The following is a 22,721-nucleotide window of genomic DNA, read 5'->3' on the forward strand; positions in this document are numbered from 1 at the left end:
TGCGCAGGCGATTCAGCCGTCGCTGCGCTGCTGCGCGGGGGGCGCATGCCATTGTTCGGCCGGCACCGTCACCGGCTCCTTCGGTTGCAGCACGAAATGCGGCGACATGATCTGCACGTTGTGGCGATTGAACTCGTCCTGGATCGCGGCATGCAGCGTGGACAGGGCGAAGAAGCGGCGGCGCGGGTCTTCGATGGCGAAGAACAATTCATATTCCACGTAGAAGTCCGACAGTCCGCGCTGTAGCACAAAGGGTGCGGTGGCCGGGTCCAGCCCGGGCACCTGGCGCGCGGCATTGAGCAGCATCGCATGGACCTGGCGCCAGGGCGTGTCATAGCCGATCGTCACCGCCGATGACAGCAGGGCCGCGCTGCCCTGGTGGACGTCGCCGGAGCGCGAATAGTTGTGCACGGCGCTGCCGACCACCACGGCGTTCGGCAGCGTGACCTGCTCCCGGCGCAGGTTGACCAGCCTGACCGACAGCGGACCCAGGTTCTCGACCCATCCCACGGTATCGCCGATGCTGACCATGTCGCCCACGCGCAGCGCGCGCGCATACACCAGCACCATGCCGCTCATCAGCTGGTTCACGACATTGGCCGAGCCCAGCGTCAGCATGAAGCCGAGCAGCACGGACACGCCCTTGAACACGTCGCTCTGCGACCCCGGAATGTAGGGGTAGGCAAAGGTGAAGCCGAGCGCCCACACCAGCACCATGGCCAGGCGGCGCGTCGCCGGCACCGTCTCCGGATGCAGGCCGGGCACCGTGAGGTTGCCGCGTTCGGTGGCCGCGAACACGCTCGAGACCACGGCCTGAACGCCACGCGTGATGAAGAGGATGATGGCGACCACCAGCAGGCCCGGGATGGCGCCGACCACGGCGTTGCCGATGCCTTCCAGCAGCCGCCACAGGTAGGCGCCCATGCGGTCGCCGAGCGGATGCGTCAGCGGAAACTGCAGCAGCGAGAATTCCAGCCAGACAAAGGCGACCAGCGCGAACAGCGCCACCGCCAGGATGCGCACGATGCGGTCGGTCAGCTGGTAGAGCGCGGCGGTCCAGTCGAAGCCGTTGGCGGTGCGCGCCTTCAGGTGCCGCTGCAGCGAGGCGTCCACCACGCGCCCCAGCAAGCGCCGGGTCCTGGTCAACCCCCAGACCAGCAAGACCGCGACCGCCAGCGCGCCGCCCGTGCGCAAGGCGCCGCGAATCAGCGTAGGCCAATGTTGTTGCTGTCGGCGCGCGGCGACGGCCTGGCCGACATTGTCGACGGTCTGCCGGACCAGGGTCTCGAGCGAGGCGGCCTTGTCCTCGGGATCGAGGTCGCCTTCGACCACGGCCAGCAGCAGCCGCTCGCCGATATAGATGGCTTCGCCGCGCTGGCCGGCAAGCTCGCCAGGGCTGGTGCGCACGGGCTGGCGCAGGTCCGACGGGGTCATGGCTTCGAAGCGGTCGAGCGCGCGCCGCGCGCGCACTTCAGGCGTGACACCGGCCAGCGTGGCGCGCAGCACCATGATCGGGCGATTCATCAGGCGGACTTCGACCGGCACGGCCGCCGCTTCGGCGGCGGGATCCGGCGCGGCCCGGACCGCGCCGATGCCAAGCCACAGCAGGATGGCCAGCACGGGAAGCCGCCGCGTCAGCAAGAACACCATGGTCATCCGTCGCTCGCGTGATTTGGGAAACGGCGGTGCCACCGCCGCGCGCGTTCCCCATCCGTGCGGGCCGGGGACAGAGTTGGGTGCATGGTTACAGCTTGCGATTTGCAGCGGAAGTGAAACTTTTTGGGCGGCGAGCTTAGAAAAATCGGCGTGTTCCACTGCGACGCGTGAATCACCTGTCTGGCGGTCGAACTGTCCGTGCACGGCGCGAGAGCTTCCATGCGCAGCCATTCTGCACGGGCGCTGTTGCGTTCAAGCAGGTGCCAGCCCGCGCGTTTCCCTGCCGATGCGGCGGACCGCCTGAGGTGGCTGACCGGTCGTACGAAGGAATGCGCGGCGCATCCTCTCCCGATCGACAAATCCCACTTCTTTCGCGATCACGTCCAGCGAGAGCCGGCCCTTCTCCAGCATCAGCCTGGCGGCCTCCACGCGTAGAAGCTCGATGGCCTTGGCCGGCGACTGCCCGGTCTCCGCGCTGAACGCCCGACTGAACTGGCGCGGGCTCAGCCCTGCAATGCCGGCGAGTTCATCGACGGTCAATGCGTTGCGCAGGTTGGTGCTGGCGTAATCGATAGCCTTCTGGATCCGGTCGGATTTCGGATCGAGATCGAGCAAGGTGGAGAACTGCGATTGTCCGCCGGCGCGCCGGTGGTAGATCACCAGCTTGCGCGCTACCGCGCGCGAGACTTCGGCGCCGTGGTCCTTTTCAATCATGGCCAGCGCCATGTCGATGGTCGCGGTCATCCCTGCGGAAGTCCAGATCGGGCCGTCCACGATGAAAATCTGGTCTTCCTCGACCGTGACCCGCGGAAAGTGCCGCTGCAGGTCGTGCGCGAAGCGCCAATGCGTGGTTGCCCGCCGACCATCCAGCACGCCGGCGTGCGCCAGGATGAAGGCGCCCGTGCAAGGCGCGGCGATCCGTCTCGAGGTCTCCAGGGCCTGCCTGACGAAAGCTGTCAGCGCGGTGGATACCAGGTCGATCTCGACGCCGGAACCGAACATCACCGTATCGAAGGTGGTGTTGCCGAAAGGCTCTGTTTCAACGCGGATGCCTGCCGACGACATCACCAGTCCGCCGTCCTCGGACAGGACCGTCACCCCATAGGCCTGTTCTTCCAGTACGACGTTGGCCAGCTCGAACGCGGTGATTGCCGCCAGACCCATCACATAGAAGTTCGGAAAGACGACAAAGCCGATCGTGTGCATGGAATGTCCCCGGCAGAGGTGCCCTGAATTGATGTCCTGAATTGACCGTATATATGACATTTGAGACGCGGTCAACGTTGGCTATGATCGACTGGCAGTCCTCCCACTGGCCGGCCGTGGCGGTAACTGCACAGCAATTTCACGGCGCAAGCGCCAACTCAGACCCAACCTTCACCGCATTTCGCAGCGGGTTTTCTGTATGGACCGTCGACTACTGATACTGGCCCTGGGCATGTTCGCATTGGGCACCGACAACTTCGTCATCGCCGGCATTCTTCCAAGCGTGGCGGCGTCCCTGCATACCTCGGTCAGCACCGCCGGCCTGATGGTGACGTTTTACGCGTTGACCTACGCGGTGGCCGCGCCCGTGATGGCGGCAGTGGCTGGCGGCTTGCCGCGCAAGCTGCTGCTGGTGGCGGCGCTCGGCATCTTTGTGGTCGGCAACGCCGTCAGCGCGCTCGCCACGGACATGCAATGGGTGCTGCTGAGCCGCGCCCTGGCCGGATTCGGCGCAGCGCTGTTCGCGCCGACCGCGTTGGGCGTGGCTTCGGTACTTGCCGATCCGCGCAAGCGCGGGCGCGCGCTGGCCGCCGTGACGGCCGGCCTGACCGGAGCCACCGCGTTGGGTTCGCCGATCGGCACGCTGATCGGTGGCTTCGGAGGCTGGAGGACGACACTGTGGTTCGTCACTGCGCTGGGCGTCGCGGCGATGATCGGTGTCTGGGCGCTGCTGCCATCCATCGCGCCGCCTGCACCGGTCCGGCTGCGTGAGCGGCTGGCCCCGTTGCGCGACATGCGCGTCGCGCTGACCTTGATGACCTCGCTGTTCGCGTTCGGCGGCTTCCTGATGGTCTATACGTATGCTGGCGTGGTCCTGCAACCGGTGACGCGTGGCGATGGCCGCATGCTCGCGGGCATGTTGCTGCTGTGGGGCATCGCCGCCACGGTGGGCAATCTGCTGGCCGGCCGCCTGGTGGACCGGTTCGAGAGTCGCCATATCGTCAGCGCGATGCTGTGGGTGGCCATTGTTAATTTCTGCGCGCTGCCATGGACCTCCGCGCATCCGCTCAGTGCGGTTATCGCGCTGGTGGTCTGGGGGCTGTGCGGATGGGGGCTCATCGTGCCGCAACAGCATCGGCTGGTGGAACTGTCGCCGCAGGTGGCGCCGCTGCTGCTCGCGCTGAACAATACCGCCACGTACCTTGGCCTTGCGTGCTCGGGGGTGCTTGGCGGGCTCGTGCTCCGGACTACCGACGCGCAGTACCTTGGCGTGGTCGCGGCCTTGCTCATTGCACTGGCATTCGTCTTTACCGTGGCCGCGCATCGCCGTACGCAACGACCCGCTGCTGCCCACGCGTCAATGCCTGCGCTGGCAGCGGACGGTCGCGGGGGCTCTGGCGCATGACAGTGCCGTCGTGCAAATCAGAATGAAATGCCGTCTAATTGCCTGCATGATCGGGCTGCTTCGCCCGCGGCGCTTCTGTAAAAACATGCAGCCGTCGCCTAGTATGGATGCGCATGGCATTGAGGCGGGCGGCATTGCCACGAGGACCAGACGTGGGTCTCCGGCCGTGCGACGACAGTTCATACGGCAGCAGGGGAGAATCCTTGGACGAGTCGGCTCCGGACCGGTTTCAGATTCTCGCGCTCTCGGGCGGCGGCTTTCGCGGGCTGTACACGGCCAGGCTGCTTGCCGACTTCGAGGAGGAAATCGGAGCGCCGATCGCGACCCGCTTCGACCTGATTGCCGGGACCTCGATCGGCGGCGTCATTGCGCTGGCCCTGGCGCTGGAGCTGCCGGCAAGCCGCATCGTGGACCTGCTGACGCGGCACGGCGAGCAGATTTTCCAGCGGCGCTGGTCGCTTGCCGGCATCTGGCGCGCGCCGTTCGGCTCGCGCCGGCTGCTGGAACTGCTGTGTGCCGAGCATCTGTTCGGCGAGCGCCTGCTCGGCGCCTGCGCGCACCGGGTCGTCATTCCCGCGATCAATTACTCCACCGGGCGGCCGCAGATTTTCAAGACGCCGCACCACGTCAATTTCAAGCGCGACCACAAGTTCCGCATCGCGGATATCGCGATGGCGACCAGTGCCGCGCCGGCCTACTTCGCGCGCTACACCTTCAACCACAACCAGTTCGTCGATGGCGGCCTTTACGCCAATGCGCCGGGCCTGCTGGCCGTGCACGAGGCGCAGTATTCCCTGCTGCGCTCGCTCGCCGATGTACACGTCATGGCGATAGGAACAATGTCGTCGAAGTTCACCGTGAACCCGCGCCGCAATCGCGAGGGCGGCACCTATGACTGGGGCGGCATCAATCCCGCCAACATGCCCCGGCGATTGTTCGGCCTGTCGATATCGGTCCAGGAAGCGCTGAGCGATTTCATGCTGTCGCACCTGCTGCCGGGGCGCTATGTGCTGGTCGACGATGACCTGACCGACCAGCGCGCACGCGCGGTGGGCATGGACAGGGCTGACCAAGCGGCGCGGGAGGTGCTGCTTGGCGCGGCCTCGGAGCGGTCCAAGATCTGCATCGGCAGCCGCGAGTTCCAGCCGTTCCTGAGGCATCTCGCTCCCGCCCCGACCTTCTATTACGGCGAGAACGAGAACGCAGGCACGTTCGCGCGCCGCAGCGCCGGAGCCACGGCCCAGGTGCACAGGATCTCGCCGGCGCGATAGGCCCGGATAGCCGCGTCTTACGCGAACGCGTGGAAGGGACGCCGGACTCCGGTCGGCATGGCGTCCGGCCCGGGCCGGGCCGGCGCGGCGAGCGGCAGGTCCAGCAGCGCGCGCACGTCACGTTCGATCGTTGCCAGCGATGCCGAGCGGCACAGGGCGCGGGCAAAGCGCGCGTCCAGGCCGGGCGGCAGGCGCAGCCACATATTGTCCGAGATCAGCAGCAGGCGCCGCGGACGCAGCACCAGGCTGGCCAGCCGCAGCTGGTTCCAGCCTTCGGCCAGCTCCGGCGGCATGCCGAACACCAGCAGCGCCGGCGCCGGCAAGCGCGGGTTGCGCGCCGCCAGGGCCTCGGTCTCCACCGGTTCCACCCGGCCAATGCCCGGCATCTCGCCGAGCAGGCGCGCGATGCCGTGCCGGTACATCGGCATGTCGTCGATGACCACGGCATGCGCCTCGCCGCCGCATTCCAGCACCTGCGCCGGGGCCGGCGCTCCACGGTTAGTCCAGCTCATTCCTTGCTCCGGTTGGTATCCGGCATTGGCCTGGTGGCCAACGCATTTCACCGGAATCAGCAAAGGGGATGCCAACTCCGGCAGGGGCCGGGCCCGCGCGCCCGGTCAGCGCCACGACCCACGCTGGCCGCGGGTTTGCGGCAGGGCGGCCCATGCGGGCCGGCCCGCGCGCATGGCTGGCATCAGGCCGGCGGGCGTTACGTGTCACGTAACGTGTTACGTGGCCAGTCCCTTGCCGAGCCGCGGGACCGGTCAGCAACGGAACCACGTGACGCTTGCTTCCGGCAGCGATACGGCCAGCGCCGCCCTGAACCCGGCACCGGCATCCAGGTCCAGGCAGGTCCAGCCGGACATGGCTATGCCATCTCGCGAAGCCCGCCAATGGCCCGCGCCGCGCCGCCAGTCGTCTTCCGTGGTGTACGCGGTGGGATCGGCCGAGAGGCCGGTGCCGAGCGCTTTCAGCAGCGCTTCCTTGCGCGTCCAGATGCCCAGCAGCGCGTCGGCCGCAGCGGGCGGGGCACGCGCCAGGACCTGCGCTTCCTGCGCGGAAAATATGCCGCGTCCAAATCCCGGGACGGCCGCTACGTTCACGCCGCCGGCACGCCGCTCCACGTCCACGCCAAGGCGGCAATCCCGCGCGAAGGCCAGCAGCGCCAGGCCGTCGGTGTGGGACATGCTGAAGGCCAGCCCGGCCTGCGGCCATTGCAACACCGGCTGGCCGAATGGCGACACGGTCAGGCGCAGCGCTTCGGGCTGGCAGTGCAGGTAGCCGCCGACCAGCCAGCGCAGCAGCCCGCGCCGGGCGACATAGCCATTGCAGTGCCTGGCGTGCCGGTAGGCCAGGGCGCGCGCGCGCTCGTCCGGCGCAAGCGTATGGGCCAGGCGCGCGCATGCCGGGTTGACCTGCGCGTCATCCAGCCGCCATACCTGTACCGCGCCGTCCGGCAACGCCAGGCGCTCCGGTTGCGGCAGCACGAACGGCGCGGTATCCACCGCGCCCCGTGCGGCAACGCCGTCATGCTGCATGCCGTGCCATCTCCGCTGCGTCACGCGCCCGCCAGCCCTTCGTCCAGGATCGCCGCCACCGCCTGCAGGTTGGGTTCGAGCACCAGGTCGAAATGGCTGCAGGGCACCTCGGCAATGGTCAGCCCGCCCAGCGCAACGCGCCGCCACAGCGACAGCGGATCGCCGCGCTGCTGCTGCCTGACCGCGGCGCGCAGGTAGAGCACCGGGCCGGCATGGTACGGCCGCGGCCGATAGGTCGTCATGGCGCGCACCATGGTCTCGCGCACCTGCCGCAGCGCCGGCGGCAGCGATTCGGTAAACGCGTCGGGCTTGCAGGTGATGCCGCCGCGGCGCATGCCGACACCTTCCGCGGCCCGGCGCAGCGCGTATTTCAGGTAGCGCACGCGCTGTGCCGCCGGCACCGCGCGCAGCTTGCGCAGCTGCCAGCCGGGATAGTTCCAGCAGTAGCGCATCCAATTGCGCCACGGCAGGAAGTGCTCGCAGACATAGGTGTCGAGCAGGCACAGCAGCTCGACCTGCTCGCCGGCGCGGGTCAGCTGTTGCGCCATCTCGTACACCACCAGCCCGCCGAACGAGTAGCCGGCCAGCGCGTAGGGACCGCGCGGCTGCAGGCTGCGGATCTGTTCGATATAGCTGGCCGCCATGTCCTCGACACGCCGCTGCGTCGGCTGTTCGCCGTCAAGCCCGCGTGCCTGCAGCCCATAGACCGGGCGCGAGGTGCGCAGCGCGTTGATCATGCCCCAGCACTCCATCACCGAGCCGCTCGCGCCATGCACCAGGAACAGCGGCGAGCCGGTGCCGCCGCGCACGGGCACCAGGTTGGGCGAAGTCCGCGGGGACGCGGCTTCGTCGATGGCCGCGGCCAGGCCTGCAATGGTGGGCGCGAACAGCAGTGTCGCCAGAGGGATCGTGCGGCCGGTCGACTGGTGCACGTCCGCCAGCAGCCGCGCGGCCAGCAGCGAATGTCCGCCGAGGTCGAAGAAATTGTCGTCGCGGCCGATCGGGGCGAAATCGAACAAGCGCTCCCACAGGGCCTGCAGATGACGTTCGAGCTGCTCGCGCGATGTGCCGGGCGCGGGCAGTTCGCGCGCCGCCAGGTTCAGGACCGGATGATTGCGGATGGCGTCGAGGCAGTCCGGATTGCGCAACGCCGCGGCGTTGCCCGCCGGCAGGCCGTTGACCGCATTGCGCGCCGCCGCTTCGGACAGTTTGCCGTTATGCGTGGCCGGCAGCTCGGGCACGGCCAGGATGCGGTCGGGCACATGGGTGGGCGAGGCGCGGCGCGCCAGTTCGCGGCGCACGTGCGCGGCGAGCGCGCCGGTCAGCGCGACGCCGTGCTGCAAGACCAGCAGCAGCACCATGCGTTGCTCGTACCGCTGCGCGTGGGTGCGGTCGGGCGGTGCCGTTTGCGCGCGCTGCTCGACCACCATCGCCTCGCGGATCTGCGGGATATCGCGCAGCACCCGATAGATCTCGCCCGGCCCGACGTTGACGCCGCGCACATTGAGCACGCCGTCGGAACGGCCATGCAGCCGCGCCGTGCCTTCGGGCGGAAACTCGATCCGGTCGCCGTGGGTCCACACGCCCGCGTTGGCCGAAAAATACGCCTTGTGGAAGCCCTGGCCGTCGATGTCGCCATAGAAGCCCAGCGGCCGCGACGGGAACGGGTTGGCGCACACCAGCTCGCCGATGCCGCTGGTGGGCGCGCCGTGTTCCCACGCCTGCACATCGAGCGCCAGGCTCTTGCACTGCGCTTCGCCCGCATAGACCGGCAGGTTCGGATTGCCCAGCACGAAGCAGCCGAGGATGTCGGTGCCGCCGGAGATCGACTGCAACGGCAACGCCTTGACGTGATCGCGCACCCATTCGAACTGCGCATCGAACAGCACCGATCCGGTCGACATCATCGCGCGCAGTGCGCCCAGGTCGAACTGCTGGCCGGGCACCAGGCCGGCGTCCTCGCACATCTTCAGGTAGGCGGGACTGGTGCCGAACACCGTGACGCGCTCTTCCGCAACCAGCCGCCACAACGCGTCGACCGTGGCGATCGGGCCGTCATAGGTGACGATCTCGACCCCGGACGCCAGCGCCGACAGCTGCCAGTTCCACATCATCCACGCGCAGGTGGTGTGGAAGTACATGCGGTCGCCCGGCCGCAGGTCGGAGTGCAGCCGGTGCTCCTTCAGGTGCTCCAGCAGGCTGCCGCCGGCGCCGTGCACGATGCACTTGGGCTTGCCGGTGGTGCCCGACGAGAACATGATGAAAAGCGGATGGTTGAACGCAAAGCGCTGGAAGGAGAACTGCTCTGCATCGCCACGGCCGATCAGGTCCGCCAGCGCATGGACCGGCTGGCTGACGGTGGCCGGCAAGGCGCCGTCGTCGAGCTGGATGATGCCCTGCAGCGAAGGCAGCGCGGCAGCCAGGCCGGCGACGTTGTCCGCCAGCGGGATGCCGGTGTCGAAGGCGCGCTGCGCGGTGTGCGCGAGCAGCAACCGCGGTGCCAGCGGGGCGAAGCGGTCGAGCAGGGTCTCGACGCTCATCTCGGCGGCGGCGGTGGACAGCGTGGCGCCGAGCGCGGTCACGGCGAGCGCGGCGACGATGGCCTCGGCGTCGTTGCGCATCACGGCCACCACGCGATCCCCTTCGCGCAGCCCCAGTTGCGACAAGGCATGTGCCGCGCGCGCGACACGCTCGCGCAGTTCGCCCCGGGTCAGGCGCTCACGCCGGCCATCGGCGTGGCAGGCGGTCAGCGCCGGGGCGTCGGGCCCAGCGACTTCCAGCCCTAGCAGGTTGTCCGCGTAGTTCAGCAACAGGTTCGGGAAGAAGCGGGCATGTTCGCAATCGTCGCCGACGCAGACCGGTTCTGGGCTGCCCGACCACGCCAGCCCCTCTGACCACTGCAGGAAGCAGCGCCAGAAAGTCCGGTATTCCCGTACCGAGAAATCGTGCAGCGCGCCGTAGCGGTGAAACGACTGGCCAGTACACGCCTGCAGCGCCGCGGTAAACGCGGTCATCTGCGACGCCACGGCGCGCTCGGGCGAGCTGGCGTAAATGGGAGTGCGACCCTGGTTGACGCTCGGGCAGAACGAGGCGTCCAACAAATAAAATCGATCCATCCGATGCTCCTGAGAGACCGGCGCACGCCATTCGAAGTGATGGCGCGTTCATGGGGTCGAGATTAATGGCTGGCGAATTCTGGTCTGTGCGTCATCGCACGCATGACCGGCAGGCAGGCGTCGTGCAGGGCTCGCTTGCGCCGCGGCGCGCGTGCCGGCGCGGCGTTCAGGATCGTTCGCTGGCCCGTATCAGCGGATGACCTTGCCCCCGCCACTAGATTCCAGCCCGGTGGCGTGTGATGAATCCGATACCGGATAGTGCGGAGCAACGCGGATTGCCATCGCGCTTCGCTGCCCTGGAAACCGGGCAAGCGGCTTTTGTCGCTGTGGTAAGGTTGGTGAATGGTTTCAACGACATCCATGGACGAGACGCAGGCGGCACCCGTGCGGTGTCAGGAGAGTCATGCAGCGTGAGTAATGGGAAGGAAACGCCGCGGCGCGCACGGCGGACCGACCAGGTTTCGCTCAGCCGGGCCCTGCGCCTGAGCGTGCCGGCCGAAGCCAGGCCGGCGCCGGTCAACCGCAGGGACTGGCTGCGGCAGCGCAAGGAAGAACTGCAGGCGGCCCGTGCCGCCGCCAGGCAGAGACGCAACCTGCTGCGGGCCGAAATCATGTCGGCCGCGCAGGATATTGCGCGCGAGGAACGCAGCGCCGCGCGGCTGGAAGCGGAGCGGCTGAAGGCCGAAGCCAGGTCCGCGCGCACCTACGCGCGCGAAGACGAACGCGCCGCCGCCAAGTTCGAGCGCGGCCAGCCGAAGCGCCCGACTGCCAAGACCAAAACGCTGGCCAAGGAAAAAAGCAAGCTGGTCTCCTACGCCGAGCTGTTGCGGCTGCGCAAGTAACCGTCCGGGCTAGCGAATCTTGTCGAAGCCGCTGGCGGCCCAGCGCTCGGCGCTGTCGCGCGTCAGCCGGAAGTCGGGCCGCACCTTGATGCTGGCCAGCACCTCGCCGAAGGCATCCTCGGCGCTCAGCGTGCCGAAGGGCTCGAACTCGTCGGGCGTGATCGCCAGCTTCACGGTCACGCTGCCGGCTTCGGCTTCGATGCTGACCTGCTTGTTCAGCTGCGCGTGCAGCTGCTGCTCATGGCGCCGGATCACTTCCGAGGCGGTCTTGACCAGGGTCTGGTGCGCGGTGGCGTCGAGCGGCTTGGGGTCGACCTTGTTGCGTCCCATGGTCCAGGGGCCGACCAGCGCCGGCTCGGCGCTGCCGTCGCGGATCATCTCGACCGCCCAGCCTTCACCATCCTCGTTCTTGATCACGCGGGCGGTCCAGCCCTTGTCGCGCCACAGGCGCGGTTCGTGGATGGCTGAGGCTTCGTGCTCGGGAAGCGCGTCTTCGGTGTGTGGCATCAATCTCGTGGTACGGGTCGGGGAACCCGCGAGAATACTATAGGGCCCGGCAGCAGGCCCCCGCGCCCGTCATCGCAGACCCTTACGATCGCGTAAACAAGGCCTTCCTGATGATGGCGTGCACGCCCCAGTTGCCGTTCACTACCTGCGTGATGCCGAAATCCACCGCCACCGAGATCAGCGTCACCGCCTCGTCCTCGCTCAGCCCCTTGACCGTCATCAGGAAGCGGCGCGTCTTGCGGAACGCATCGCGCATGGCGTCGTCGAGCGTGGACTTCAGGTAGATGTGGCTTTGCGCCATCTGGCCCAGCTCGGTCAGGTGGTTGGGCGAGCTGAAGCCGTGCAGGATCCATTCGTCGGCGGTCTCCACCAGCGGATAGCTCAGGTCCGCGAACGGCGCGCCGCGTTCGATCATGGTGCTCTTGTGCAGGATCAGCTGGAACTCACCGGTCAGCGAGCATTCGATGGCGGTGCCGCACAGCTCGGAATCGCCCTGCGAGGCATGCGGGTCGCCGATCGACAGCAGCGCGCCCGGCACCGCCACCTTCAGGTACACGCTGGCGCCGCGCGTGACGCGCCAGTTGTCGAGGTTGCCGGCGAAGCTGGAGGGCGGGATCGAGTCGATCAGGCCGTCCTGCGCGGGCGCGACAGCGATCACGCCGAAGTGCGGCCGGATCGGGATCTCGATATCGCGCAGCACGTCGTGGTTCTTGACGATGGTGTCGTGGTCGACCGGGACGCCGGGATAGTCGATGGTGGGATGCAGCACGCCGAACGGATCGCGCTGCGGCGTCCAGCGGAAGCTGTAGACGGCGCGGGCGCAGCCGTCGGCGCGTTCGCAGTCGATCTCGAACACCGTCACCACTTCGCGCTCGCGCGGCTCGGTCAGCATGTCGCGGTAGTGGAAGCCCCACCACGTCGCGGCATTGCTGCCGAAGGCGCGGCCGGCAAAGCGCGGGTTGGCGCACGGGCGCGGGCGCACGTCGAGGATGCGCACCTCCAGCACGTCGCCGGGCATGGCGCCGCGCACCGCGACCGGGCCGGTGCAGATATGCACGCCGAAGCCCTCGCCGGCACCGCGCCCGTAGACCGAGGCGTCGATCGGGCCGGCGCCCCGGCGGTCGACGTTCTTCTGCTCGGCGGTCCAGTGGAACACGCTTTCGGCGCCGGGGTCGCCGTCGATCATGCGCTCGCGGTCGTCCGACGCGTGCTGGGTCAGCGTTTCGATGGTGACGGTGTCGCCCGACATCACTTCCAGCACGGGCGGCAGTTGGTGGCTCAGGTAGCCCCAGTGCACGGTCTTGTCGGTGGCCTGCAGCCAGTGGTGGCGGCCTTCCGGACGCGCCGCGTGCGAGCGGGCCTGGGTGATGGGGACCACGGACGGCGCGGGCAGCGCACGTGCGCGCGCACCGTCGTTGGCCGGGGCGCGCTGTGGCGCGGGGCCGCGCCTGGCATCGGCCGGCAGCCCGCGCGACACATTCAGCGGCGGGCGTTGCGCAGGGGTGCCCGCGGCCTGCTCGCGGTAGGCGCGCGGCGAGATCCCGAACTGCTCGCGAAACGCGTGGCTGAAGTGCGAAGGATCGTTGAAGCCCCAGCGATAGCAGATGTCGGAGACCGAGAGCTTGTCGTACTGCGCATTGCCCAGGTCGGCGCGGCATCGCTCCAGCCGGCTGGTGCGCAGGTAGGCGGAAAAGCTGCTGCCGGACTTCTCGAACAGCTTCTGCAGGTAGCGCGCCGACATGTGTTCGTCCGCGGCGATGGCGCTGAGGCTGAGCTCGGGCTCGGCCAGGCGCGCGTCGATGCGGCTGCAGACCCGCGCGAACACCGCCGCGCGCGACGGCGTCATGTCCGCTGGCGCGCTCGGCTGGTTGTCAGACAGGGCCGCGCCCAGGCAGGCGACGATGGTGCTGTCGAAGGGCTGCACCGCGCGGTCGTCGGCGGACACCAGGGTGTCGATGCTGGCCGCCATGGACTGCAGCAGGCGCGCGAACAGTTCCGCCGCGTCGCCGTCCAGCACCAGCGCCGAGCGCGGCAACGGCGCGGTGATGCGCGCATGCAGCAGGGCCGGGCCGATATGCACGGTCAGCAGCCGGAAAGCGGTGGTGAGCGCCACCTTGCGCGCCGCGTGCTCGGGCACGCAGACCACCTGGCCGGGACGCAGCGGCTGGCGCAGGTCCGGGCTGGCGAGGTGGGCTTCACCTTCGGTCAGCATCAGCAGCATCAGGCCGCGGCCGTCGCCGGCGGTGATGGCCAGCGTCTGCGGCACCGACGCGATGCAGGTCAGCCCGATGCCGGCGGGCGTGGTGCGCGACTGGATCGTGCCGTGCAGGGTGTGGTCCGCGCACAGGCTTTCGCACTGCAGGCGCGCGGCCCTGAGTTCGTCGCGCCATGCGGCGCCGCGCCGGTTGCGCGGATAGGCTTCGGTGGAAAAACGCTGCAGATGCAATGGAGCCTCCCTGGCGTCTGACTGCCACAGCGCCGGCGCGGCGGACATGGCGGTCCGCCGCGCCGGCGCAACGTTGCTGGCGAAGGCCCGGCGATGCCTTAGCCGATCAGCAGCTGCCCCCGCATCGCGGCTACCAGGACAAAGCCGGCGAAGGTGCCGAAGATGGCGAAGATGCCGCCCAGCACGTTCGGGGCCGGTATCGGCGCCCGTACCGCAGTGTAAAGAAGACCGGTCACCAGGCCAACGGCCGCGGCCTGCAGTTCGGTACTGCCCAATGCGATTTCCACCATGTCATTCCCCCAACGCATGAGTTGCGATGATTCAGTGGCTGGCCGGCGGCCGCCCGAAGGCGATGGTCCGGCGCCACGCGTGCACGATCAGGTAGCCGATGTAGGTGAACAGGATCGCGCAGATCCCGCCGGTGACATTCGGCGCGGGAATCGGCAGGTCGAGCCAGGAATACAGGGTGCCGGTCACCAGCCCGACCACCAGCGCCACCAGTTCGTTGCGGCCTATGTAGACGTATTGCATGCGCGTTCTCCGTCGATGGTGCCGGCTCAGCCCTTGCCCTTGGGCGGGAAGATGGTGCGCGGCATGGTGCAGTGGATGCCCTGGGTGCCATCGACCACCTGGGTCACGCCGAAGTCCGCCGACACGCTCATCAGCGAGTAGGCATCGTCGCGCGACAGCCCCTGTTGCTCGGTCAGCAGGTGAATCATGTCGCGCGCCGCGTTGCGGCCGGCTTCGTCGAGGTCTTCATGGAAGCCATGCACCACCCAGCAGTCCGGTGTTTCCAGCAGCGGCGAGGGGAAATGGAAGTCCTTGCGCAGCACGATCTGGAACAGCACGTTCAGCGAGGCCTCGATCGCGGTGCCGCTGACTTCGCCGTCGCCCTGCGAGATATGCGGGTCGCCGATCGAGAACAGCGCGCCGTCGACCTGCACCGGGTAGTACATGGTGGCGCCCGCGCCGATGCGCCAGTTGTCGATATTGCCGCCATGCAGCCCCGGCTCGACCGTGGTGACGCGGCCGCGCGCGTCGGGTGCGACGCCGGCGGTGCCAAGGTGCGGCCGCACCGGGACACGCACGCCGGCCAGCGCCGGCTGGCGGCAGCATTCGCGCTCGTCGACCACCTTGCCGGGGATGGTCAGCTTGCCGGGATAGTCATAGGCGTAGAGCGCATGCGCGGTGTTGGAGGCCTGGTCCAGCTCGTAGATGGTGACCCGTTCCTTCTCGAACTCCTTGTACAGCTGGCCCCAGCTGGCGGCGACATTGGCGCCGAAGCGGAAGCGCGGAATCATCTGCAGGTAGCGCACCTCCAGCACGTCGCCCGGCCTGGCGTCTTCGACATAGATCGGCCCGGTCATGATGTGCACGCCCGGGTGGCGGTCGTCGTGCGGGATCTTGCGGTAGATCTCGCGGATGGCGTCGTCCATCATCAGGTCGGGGGCGTCGCCGGCATGGTGGGTCACCGCTTCGGCGCGGATCAGGTCGCCGCTCTTCACGGTCAGCGCGGGCGCCTGGGTGGCATCGAAGTAGCCCCAGTGGATGGTCTCCGGGCGGGCGGGCAGGTCGTGCAGCATGGTTGTCTCCTTGGTTCTTTTTTCCGCCGTATCCGCGACCGCAGCCGCAGCCGTTCAGCGGGTGAGCGGCTGGCTTCGACGAGGTGGTCAGGGATGCTGGCGATGCGTGGCAGGCAGGTCTTGCCTGTTCCCGCTGGCGGGGCTTGCGTCGCCGCGGTGAGTCAATACTAGGGATGGCGCGGGCAAGGGCAGTAGGGCGATTCCCCCCAAACTCTTGTGTTGCCGCGCACTAAGGTAAACCCGCTGTACGCCGCCGCCATCTGGCTGGCGGCGGCGGAGTGTTAATTTTTGGTTGACACCGTGTCAATGATCCATGGAATTGTCGACCACGCCTTGACAGTGCAAAATCCGGGCGAAGCCCGGGCCGATCCATCGCAAGCCCGGGAGAGACACACACAAGGAGATCGCCGCATGGCTGACACCAATCAATCCCCGCGCCTGCCGCTGGCTGGCGTGCGCGTGCTGGACCTGTCCCGCGTGCTGGCCGGACCGATGTGCACGCAGGCGCTGGGCGACCTGGGCGCGGAGGTCATCAAGGTCGAACACCCCGGCCGCGGCGACGATACGCGCGACTGGGGCCTGCGCGTGGGCACGCGCAACACCGCCTACTTCAACAGCGCCAACCGCAACAAGCAGTCCATCGGCATCGACCTGCAGCAGCCCGAAGGCCAGCGCATCGTGCGCGAACTCGCGGCGAAGTGCGACGTGCTGGTGCAGAACTTCAAGTTCGGCGGCATCGACAAGATGGGGCTGGGCTACGAGGCGCTGAAGGCGATCAACCCGGGGCTGGTCTATTGCTCGATCACCGGCTACCGCAGCAACGGCCCGGAGGCGACCCGCCCCGGCTACGACCTGGTGGTGCAGGGCGAGGCCGGCCTGATGGCGCTGAATGGCGAGGAAGGGCAGGGACCGCTCAAGTTCGGCACCGCGGTGGTCGACATGTTCACCGGCATGTATTCGGCGCAGGCCGTGCTGGCCGCGCTGTACGACCGCCAGCGCACCGGCCAGGGCCGCCACGTGGAAATGGCGCTGTACGACTGCGGCCTGATGATCACCGCCTACTACGGCCTGGAGGCGCTGCTGATGGGCGAGGACCCGCCCAAGTACGGCAATGCCCATCCGTCGATCGTGCCCTACGGCGTGTTCGACGCGGCCGATGGCCCGCTGGTGATCACGGTCGGCAACAATGCGCAGTTCCAGCGCTTCTGCACCGAGGTGATCGAGCGCCCGGACCTGGCCGCCGACGAGCGCTTCGCCACCAACACCGGCCGCTCGGCCAACCGCCAGGCGCTGCTGCCGGAACTGCGCGCCGAACTGGCGCGCCGCCCGCGCGAGCTGCTGCTGGCACGCCTGAGCGCCGCCGGCATTCCGTGCGGCGAGGTGCTGGGGCTGCTCGAGGCGCTGCGCTCGCGGCGCTCGGCCGAAGCCGGCCTGCTGGCCGAACTGCCCAATCCGGAGACCGGCCGTGTGGAAGTGCTGGCGCCGCCGTACCGGCTCGACGGCGAACGCGTGCCGGTGCGCGCCGCGCCGCCGCTGCTGTCGCAGGACACGGAGCGCGTGCTGGGCGATTTGCTCGGCATGGATGCGGGGCAGGTGGCCGCGCTCAAGGCGGCCGGCGTGGTGTAAGGGCCGGCGCAAGCCGCGCCGGTGGCTGACCGGCGCGGGCTACGACGCGTCAGGCTGCTGCGGCTCCGGCCACTTGCCCTTGCGCGGGAAGCGCATGTCGAACTCGGTAAACACGTGTTCCTCGGAGCGGCAGCTGATGCCGGCGCCCCAGCTGCCCAGCACCTTCTGGCAGAACGCCAGGCCGATGCCGGTGCCGCGGTGCGCGGGATAGGAGAAGAAGGGCTGGAACATCCGCGCCAGCACCTGCGGCGGCACACCGGTGGCGGTGTCGCGGAACACCACGTGGACCGCGTCGGGCTCGACCTCGCAGCGGATATGGATGGTGCCCTTGCCGGCGCGCCGGATTGCTTCCAGCGCGTTCTTCAGCAGGTTGGTCGTGACCAGGCCGAACAGCTGGGCGTTGCCCATCACGTAGGCGCGGCCGGGCAGGTCCACCGTGACCCGTTCCATGTCGCCCGGTTCGAACGGAAAGCGGCCGACGGCGTCGCGGATCACCTCGCCCACTTCGAACAGTGCCTGCGTGGCGTTTTCCGGGTTCTTGGAGTTGGCCACCAGCAGTTCGATGCTGTTGCTGATATGGGCCAGGTCTGACTCCATCCGGGCCACGGCCTGCATCAGGCCGTCGCGCTGCGGCGTGTCCTGGTCCAACGCCGCCGGCAGCCGGGCCTTGAGGCCCCTGGCGGTCATGGCCAGGCTGGTCAGCGGCGTGCGCAGCTCGTGCGCGACGGTCGCCAGCGCGGCGGCCATGCCGCGCCGCTTCTGCTCGGCCAGCAGCTGGCGGTCCATCTTGATCACCACCAGCACCGCGATCACGAAGCCGATCACCGGCAACTGCAGCAGCACCGGCTCCCACGGGATGCCGCCCATGGAGTTGCCGGCCAGCACGAACAGCGCTATCGCGGCCGCCGCGCCCGAGAACAGGGCAATGGTGGCGAAGGCGGTGTTGAAGTGATACAGGATCACCACGGCGATGATCACCGATTCGGCCCACACCATCGAGCCGCCGTTCTCCAGGTAGAAAAAGATAAAGGCGAACGGCAGGCCTATCGTGATGGCAAAGAGCGCATAGGGCGGCAGCCAGCGCCGGCCCGAGAACGCCGAGGCGAACAGCAGCGGCACGAACAGCGCGGTGCAGGCCAGCCGCAGCCACAGGTTTTCATAGGGCTGCGGGAACACATAGGACCAGATCACGTAGTAAAGCGGGTGCCCCACCACGCCCAGCGCGCCCACCATCTGGATCCGCCGCAGGCGGATGACGCTTTCCTCGTCCAGCAGCGTGGCCCGCGCGGCGGTCTCGAACACGGCCTGCCATGCCTGGCGCGCCAGCCCGGCAAGGTTGGGGCGGCCGTCCTCGGCTTGCGCTACCTTTGCATCCATCTCCAGGACTACTCCTCGCGGATTCCTGCGATCGGCCCGCTTGTGGGATTTTCAGGACTTGCGCCGTGCCCGGCGCGTCGAGGACCACTCTTCCAGCCGGACTTCGTCGCGGATGCTGGCGAGCACACCGACCAGGCGGTCGATTTCGGTGGCGCCAAGTTTCGCATGCAGCGTAAGTCGCATCAATGCCCGGTTCTTCGGGGTGGCCGGCGCACAGAATACCGCGCCGAAGATGCCGCGCCGCTGCAGCGCGTCGCGCAGCACCTTCACCTGCGGCTCGGTGCCCGCCTCGAGCCCGATGATCTGCTCGGATCCCTCGCTGATGTTGTAGCCCAGCGCGGCGATCGCGTTGCGGGTCTCGCGGGTGATCGCATGCAGGCGCGCGCGGCGCTCGTCCGCGCCGGCAATGAAGTCCGTCACCGCGTCGAACCACGCGATCTCGTGGCGCAGCAGCCCCGAGCTGAAGATCGCCGGCCGCGATTCCACCGCGTAGAAATCCTTGAAGGCAGTGGAGCAGGCCACGTAGCCGGCGCGCCCGGCAAAGGCCTTGGCCAGCGACGCGGTGCGAAAATGCACGCGCTCGGACAGCCCCAGCGCCGGCACCAGCCCGCCGCCGCGCGGGCCATGCGTGCCCAGCGAGTGCGATTCGTCCACCACCAGCACGCAGCCGGACGCCTCGGCCAGTTCGACATAGTCCACCAGCGGCGCCACGCTGCCGGTGGTGCTGTAGACCGAATCCACCATGATCACGCCCGGGCCGAAGCGCTCCAGCTGGCGGCGTACATGATCGCAATCGTTATGGCGCACCGGCACCGCCTGCGCGCCCGCGGCGATGATGCCTTCCCACAGCGAGGCATGCCCGTTCATGTCGATATAGACCGGAATGCCGGGGCCGGCGATGCACTGCACCAGGCCAACGTTGGCGGCCCAGCCGGACTGGGCGATCAGCCCGTCCTCGGCCTGCATCAGGTCCGCGATCTTGCGCTCGACCCGCCGCTGCGGCGTATCGCCGTGCATGAACACGGACGACATCAGCAGCTCCGGCGCGTCATCGACAAAGGCCCGCGCCTGCGCCTGCGCCAGCGAGGCTTCGCCCAGCAGGCACAGGTAGTCGTTGCTGCTCAGGTGCAGCGCGTCGGGTCCGGGCGTCAGCCCGTGCAGCAGGTGGTCCCCGCCCCAGAGCTTGCCCATGCGTTCCTCGAAATGCTGCGCCATGCGCGTGGTGATCCAGGGCGGCAGGGTCGGGGCCTTGCTGCGGGAGGCATGGTGGCGGGATTGCACAGGCGCGGCTTCGGAGAGCATCGGTCGTCCTTCAACAGATAAATATGAATCGGAGGGAAGCGGCAAGGCTTGCATGGCGTTTGCGCCAAAGCCAGCCGCCCATGCGTGGGGGGTGCCGGGCGCAATGTTCCCTGGTGGCGCGCCGGCTGCCGGCGTGCCATGGGACGCGTTTTCGTGTAGCGACCACTGTGCCAGTCTTAGCCAAGGATTGTGACGGGACTTCCACCAATCCAACGTCTGCATGCAGACTAGGTGGACGGGATAGAACGGTCACGCGGCAGCGCAAGGCGGGCCGGATTCAGCGGGGATTTTTCGCAACGAAATATGCTTTAGTGAGCACTTTCGCGGGCGCGATGCCGGGCGCTGGGCGGCCCGGGGCGCTGTTGTGGAGTGGATTGGCTTGCTGCTGCGCGGCCGTGGTGGCCGCGCGTCGGGCAGGGGGCGCGGCCGTGCACGCGCACAGGCCCGCCCCGCCGTAGTGCATAGATCCGGCAATCAGCCTGCGCCGGCACCCTCCAGCGCGGCGCCGCGCGCTTCCAGGGTGCGGCGGGCAATATTGAGCTGGTGGATCTGCGTGGTGCCTTCATACAGCCGGAACAGCCGCACATCGCGATAGAAGCGCTCGGCGACGGTGCGGGCCATATACCCGCTGCCGCCGAACACCTGCACCGCGCGGTCCGCCACGCGGCCGGCCATTTCGGAGGCGAACAGCTTGCACATCGACGCCTCCATGGTCACGTCCTCGCCGGCATCGCGCTTGCGCGCGGTCTCGAGCACCAGCGCGCGGGCGGCGTGCAGTTCGGTGTTGCTGTCGGCAATCATCTGCTGCACCAGCTGGTAGTCGGCAATCGGCTTGCCGAACTGGCGGCGCTGCGCCGCGTAGCGGACCATCTCGTCGACCAGACGGATCGCCGGCCCCACGCACAGGCCGGCCAGGTTGATGCGCTGCTTGTTCAGGGCCTTCATCGCGGTCTTGAAGCCCGCATTGGGTTTGCCGCCGACGATGGCGCTGGCCGGCACGCGGCAATCCTTTAGGTAGACGTCGCCCACGGGCGAACCGTGCTGGCCCATCTTGCGCTCCGGCTCGCCGGTGCTCAGGCCCGGCGTGCCGCGCTCGACCAGGAAGGCACTGATGCCGTGCGCGCCTGGCATCACGGGGTCGGTGCGGGCGAACACGGTGAACAGGTCGGCGATCGGCGCATTGGTGATAAAGCACTTGCTGCCGTTCAGCACGTAGTGGTCGCCGTCCTGCCTGGCGGTGGTCTGCAGCGCGGTGGCATCCGAACCAGCCTCCGGTTCGGTCAGCGCGAAGCAGCCGGTGACCTTGCCCGACGCCAGCTGCGGCAGGTAGCGCTGGCGCTGCGCCTCGGTGCCGTCGGCCACCAGCGACTCCGAGGCAATGCCGGTGTTGCCGCCGAAACGGGCGCGGAACACCGTGGCCGCCTGCGACACTTCGATGTTCACCTGCGCCAGCTCTTCGGTGGTCAGGCCGGCGCCGCCGTAGGCTTCCGGAATGCTGTGGCCGAACAGGCCGAGGCGGCGCATCTGCTCGACCACGGGCTCGGGGATGACATCGGTCTGGTCGATCTGCGCCTCGAGCGGGATGCAGGTTTCCAGCACGAAGCGGCGGAGTTCGGCAAGCAGCGCTTGCTGGCGGGCGGAGTCGCGGATCATGGAGGGTTTCCGGTGGCGGGTTGAGGGTGGTGGGGGCGCGGCTACTGTGCCGTGATGCCAGCGGTCTTCAGCACGCCGGTCCATTTTTTGGTTTCGGCATCGAGGAAGCGGTCGAACGCGGCCGCGGGTTGCGGGGCCAGGTCCATGCCGAGTTCGCCCAGGCGGCGCGCGGTGGCCGGGTCGGCGGTGGCGCGCGCGGCGGCCTCGGCCAGCTTGCGCACCACCGCGTCCGGCGTGCCCTGCGGCGCCACCAGCCCGAACCATGCGCCCACTTCATAGCCCGGCAACTGCGCCGCCTCGGCCACGGTCGGCACGTCCGGCAGCACCGCCGTGCGTTTGGCCGAGGTCACCGCCAGCGCGCGCAGCTTGCCGCTTTGCACCTGCTGGCGCGCAATGGCGGAGGTCAGCGCCATCATGGACACGCGCGCACCCAGCAGGTCGCTCAGCGCCTCGGGCTGGCCCTTGTAGGGCACGTGGGTCAGCTTGACGTGCGTCATCTGCGCAAGCAATTCCGCCGACAGGTGGTTGGAGGTGCCGATGCCCGCGCTGGCGTAGGTCAGCGTGCCCGGCTTCTTGCGTGCCGCGTCGAGCAGTTGCGGCAGCGTGCGCAGCGGCGACGAGGCCGGCACCACGATCACGTTGGGCACCGCGCCGATGCCGGCCACGGCGCGGAAGTCCTTGCCGCCCTTGCCCTTGCCCTGGCCCTGGAAAGACGGATTGAGCAGCGGCCCGACCACGTAGCTGGGGCTGACCGCCAGCAGCGTATAGCCGTCGGCAGGTGCCCTGGCGACAAGGTCGGCGCCAATGGCGCCGCCGGCGCCGGTCTTGTTCTCGACGATCACTGGTTGCTGCAGCACCTTGGCCATGTTTTCGGCCGTGATGCGGGTGACCGAGTCGACCACGCCGCCCGCCGAGAACGGCACGATGATGCGCACCGGGCGGTCCGGGAAGCGCGCCGCGTCGTCGGCGGCGGCCAGCGTTGCCGCGGGTGTCAGCGCGGCGCCGGCCAGCATGCCGGCAGCGAGCCGGCGCCATGGGTAAAAGGCATCCATCTTGTCTCCTTGGTTGCCTGCGCCCGGGACGTTGCCGGGCGCGAGGTCGGTCTGATGCAGGCCTCTGTCGGGCCGCTGGTCCTGGCCCTGCCGGCGACATTGCCGGCAGGCTGCGCCGTCGCGCCACTGTCCCGTAACGGG

18 protein-coding genes are annotated in these 22,721 nt (G+C 68.5%); 4 read left to right on the plus strand and 14 right to left on the minus strand.

The annotated features are described in order from the left end of the window. Positions 1–12: 12 nt before the first annotated feature. On the minus strand, positions 13–1,656 hold the full coding sequence (locus tag CBM2588_RS21080) for a mechanosensitive ion channel family protein (RefSeq protein WP_231942224.1): 1,644 nt from the start codon (positions 1,654–1,656) through the stop codon (positions 13–15). Positions 1,657–1,908: 252 nt separating this feature from the next. Further along, the gene (locus CBM2588_RS21085; RefSeq protein ID WP_115682315.1) at positions 1,909–2,862 is read right to left on the minus strand and encodes a GlxA family transcriptional regulator; all 954 of its coding nucleotides are present in this window, start codon (positions 2,860–2,862) and stop codon (positions 1,909–1,911) included. Positions 2,863–3,061: 199 nt separating this feature from the next. Here CBM2588_RS21085 and CBM2588_RS21090 point away from each other — a divergent pair, with 199 nt between their 5' ends. Continuing rightward, entirely contained in the window at positions 3,062–4,267 is a 1,206-nt protein-coding gene (locus CBM2588_RS21090) for an MFS transporter (protein WP_115682316.1), read from the plus strand. Positions 4,268–4,380: 113 nt separating this feature from the next. Further along, positions 4,381–5,538 (plus strand): CBASS cGAMP-activated phospholipase, encoded by a 1,158-nt coding sequence (locus CBM2588_RS21095; RefSeq protein WP_231942225.1) that lies wholly within the window; start codon positions 4,381–4,383, stop codon positions 5,536–5,538. Between the two features lie 17 nt (positions 5,539–5,555). Here CBM2588_RS21095 and CBM2588_RS21100 read toward each other — a convergent pair whose 3' ends face one another. The 3 genes from CBM2588_RS21100 to CBM2588_RS21110 all read right to left on the minus strand — a co-directional run bounded on the left by CBM2588_RS21100 (position 5,556) and on the right by CBM2588_RS21110 (position 10,192). Next, complete coding sequence (locus CBM2588_RS21100; RefSeq protein WP_115682318.1) at positions 5,556–6,050, minus strand: DNA-binding response regulator; 495 nt, start codon at positions 6,048–6,050, stop codon at positions 5,556–5,558. A 252-nt stretch (positions 6,051–6,302) separates the two neighbouring features. Continuing rightward, positions 6,303–7,076 (minus strand): 4'-phosphopantetheinyl transferase family protein, encoded by a 774-nt coding sequence (locus tag CBM2588_RS21105; RefSeq protein WP_115682319.1) that lies wholly within the window; start codon positions 7,074–7,076, stop codon positions 6,303–6,305. A gap of 20 nt (positions 7,077–7,096) precedes the next feature. Further along, complete coding sequence (locus CBM2588_RS21110) at positions 7,097–10,192, minus strand: acetoacetate--CoA ligase (protein WP_115682320.1); 3,096 nt, start codon at positions 10,190–10,192, stop codon at positions 7,097–7,099. A gap of 410 nt (positions 10,193–10,602) precedes the next feature. On the opposite strand from CBM2588_RS21110, the gene CBM2588_RS21115 reads away from it, so the two are divergent. After that, positions 10,603–11,034, plus strand: a complete 432-nt coding sequence (locus CBM2588_RS21115) for a hypothetical protein (protein ID WP_115682321.1) — start codon at positions 10,603–10,605, stop codon at positions 11,032–11,034. Positions 11,035–11,043: 9 nt separating this feature from the next. On the opposite strand, the gene CBM2588_RS21120 is transcribed toward CBM2588_RS21115, so the two are convergent. The 5 genes from CBM2588_RS21120 to CBM2588_RS21140 form a co-directional block, all read right to left on the minus strand. Then, positions 11,044–11,541 carry a hypothetical protein gene (locus tag CBM2588_RS21120; protein ID WP_115682322.1) on the minus strand — a complete coding sequence of 166 codons (498 nt, stop codon included), beginning with the start codon at positions 11,539–11,541 and terminating at the stop codon, positions 11,044–11,046. 82 nt (positions 11,542–11,623) lie between these two features. Continuing rightward, entirely contained in the window at positions 11,624–13,987 is a 2,364-nt protein-coding gene (locus CBM2588_RS21125) for an acetamidase/formamidase family protein (protein ID WP_439897473.1), read from the minus strand. 98 nt (positions 13,988–14,085) lie between these two features. Continuing rightward, a complete protein-coding gene (locus CBM2588_RS21130; RefSeq protein ID WP_012355164.1) occupies positions 14,086–14,277 on the minus strand; it encodes a DUF1427 family protein in 192 nt (63 codons plus the stop codon). Between the two features lie 31 nt (positions 14,278–14,308). Further along, positions 14,309–14,518 carry a XapX domain-containing protein gene (locus CBM2588_RS21135; RefSeq protein ID WP_115682324.1) on the minus strand — a complete coding sequence of 70 codons (210 nt, stop codon included), beginning with the start codon at positions 14,516–14,518 and terminating at the stop codon, positions 14,309–14,311. Between the two features lie 26 nt (positions 14,519–14,544). Beyond that, complete coding sequence (locus CBM2588_RS21140) at positions 14,545–15,570, minus strand: acetamidase/formamidase family protein (RefSeq protein ID WP_115682325.1); 1,026 nt, start codon at positions 15,568–15,570, stop codon at positions 14,545–14,547. Positions 15,571–15,981: 411 nt separating this feature from the next. Here CBM2588_RS21140 and CBM2588_RS21145 point away from each other — a divergent pair, with 411 nt between their 5' ends. Then, positions 15,982–17,196 (plus strand): CaiB/BaiF CoA transferase family protein, encoded by a 1,215-nt coding sequence (locus tag CBM2588_RS21145; protein WP_115682326.1) that lies wholly within the window; start codon positions 15,982–15,984, stop codon positions 17,194–17,196. A 39-nt stretch (positions 17,197–17,235) separates the two neighbouring features. Here CBM2588_RS21145 and CBM2588_RS21150 read toward each other — a convergent pair whose 3' ends face one another. From CBM2588_RS21150 to CBM2588_RS21165, 4 genes are all read right to left on the minus strand, one after another. Further along, complete coding sequence (locus CBM2588_RS21150; RefSeq protein WP_115682327.1) at positions 17,236–18,573, minus strand: sensor histidine kinase; 1,338 nt, start codon at positions 18,571–18,573, stop codon at positions 17,236–17,238. 51 nt (positions 18,574–18,624) lie between these two features. Beyond that, positions 18,625–19,854, minus strand: a complete 1,230-nt coding sequence (gene cqsA, locus CBM2588_RS21155; RefSeq protein ID WP_231942226.1) for an alpha-hydroxyketone-type quorum-sensing autoinducer synthase — start codon at positions 19,852–19,854, stop codon at positions 18,625–18,627. 495 nt (positions 19,855–20,349) lie between these two features. Next, the gene (locus CBM2588_RS21160; RefSeq protein WP_115682329.1) at positions 20,350–21,528 is read right to left on the minus strand and encodes an acyl-CoA dehydrogenase family protein; all 1,179 of its coding nucleotides are present in this window, start codon (positions 21,526–21,528) and stop codon (positions 20,350–20,352) included. Positions 21,529–21,569: 41 nt separating this feature from the next. Next, positions 21,570–22,580: a tripartite tricarboxylate transporter substrate binding protein gene (locus CBM2588_RS21165; protein ID WP_115682330.1), complete on the minus strand. Its 1,011-nt coding sequence runs from the start codon at positions 22,578–22,580 to the stop codon at positions 21,570–21,572. Positions 22,581–22,721 lie beyond the last annotated feature (141 nt).

Origin of the sequence: Cupriavidus taiwanensis, assembly GCF_900250075.1 — a bacterium.
Lineage (GTDB): Bacteria > Pseudomonadota > Gammaproteobacteria > Burkholderiales > Burkholderiaceae > Cupriavidus > Cupriavidus taiwanensis_C.

Bases quoted from the DNA above. Each gene is read 5' to 3' on its own strand.
- CBM2588_RS21135 (WP_115682324.1), bottom strand. From the start codon at position 14,518: ATGCAATACGTCTACATAGGCCGCAACGAACTGGTGGCGCTGGTGGTC.
- CBM2588_RS21165 (WP_115682330.1), bottom strand. From the start codon at position 22,580: ATGGATGCCTTTTACCCATGGCGCCGGCTCGCTGCCGGCATGCTGGCC.
- CBM2588_RS21160 (WP_115682329.1), bottom strand. From the start codon at position 21,528: ATGATCCGCGACTCCGCCCGCCAGCAAGCGCTGCTTGCCGAACTCCGC.
- CBM2588_RS21085 (WP_115682315.1), bottom strand. From the start codon at position 2,862: ATGCACACGATCGGCTTTGTCGTCTTTCCGAACTTCTATGTGATGGGT.
- CBM2588_RS21105 (WP_115682319.1), bottom strand. From the start codon at position 7,076: ATGCAGCATGACGGCGTTGCCGCACGGGGCGCGGTGGATACCGCGCCG.
- CBM2588_RS21110 (WP_115682320.1), bottom strand. From the start codon at position 10,192: ATGGATCGATTTTATTTGTTGGACGCCTCGTTCTGCCCGAGCGTCAAC.
- CBM2588_RS21140 (WP_115682325.1), bottom strand. From the start codon at position 15,570: ATGCTGCACGACCTGCCCGCCCGCCCGGAGACCATCCACTGGGGCTAC.
- CBM2588_RS21150 (WP_115682327.1), bottom strand. From the start codon at position 18,573: ATGGATGCAAAGGTAGCGCAAGCCGAGGACGGCCGCCCCAACCTTGCC.
- CBM2588_RS21095 (WP_231942225.1), top strand. From the start codon at position 4,381: ATGGCATTGAGGCGGGCGGCATTGCCACGAGGACCAGACGTGGGTCTC.
- CBM2588_RS21130 (WP_012355164.1), bottom strand. From the start codon at position 14,277: ATGGTGGAAATCGCATTGGGCAGTACCGAACTGCAGGCCGCGGCCGTT.
- CBM2588_RS21145 (WP_115682326.1), top strand. From the start codon at position 15,982: ATGGCTGACACCAATCAATCCCCGCGCCTGCCGCTGGCTGGCGTGCGC.
- CBM2588_RS21090 (WP_115682316.1), top strand. From the start codon at position 3,062: ATGGACCGTCGACTACTGATACTGGCCCTGGGCATGTTCGCATTGGGC.
- CBM2588_RS21080 (WP_231942224.1), bottom strand. From the start codon at position 1,656: ATGACCATGGTGTTCTTGCTGACGCGGCGGCTTCCCGTGCTGGCCATC.
- CBM2588_RS21100 (WP_115682318.1), bottom strand. From the start codon at position 6,050: ATGAGCTGGACTAACCGTGGAGCGCCGGCCCCGGCGCAGGTGCTGGAA.
- CBM2588_RS21120 (WP_115682322.1), bottom strand. From the start codon at position 11,541: ATGCCACACACCGAAGACGCGCTTCCCGAGCACGAAGCCTCAGCCATC.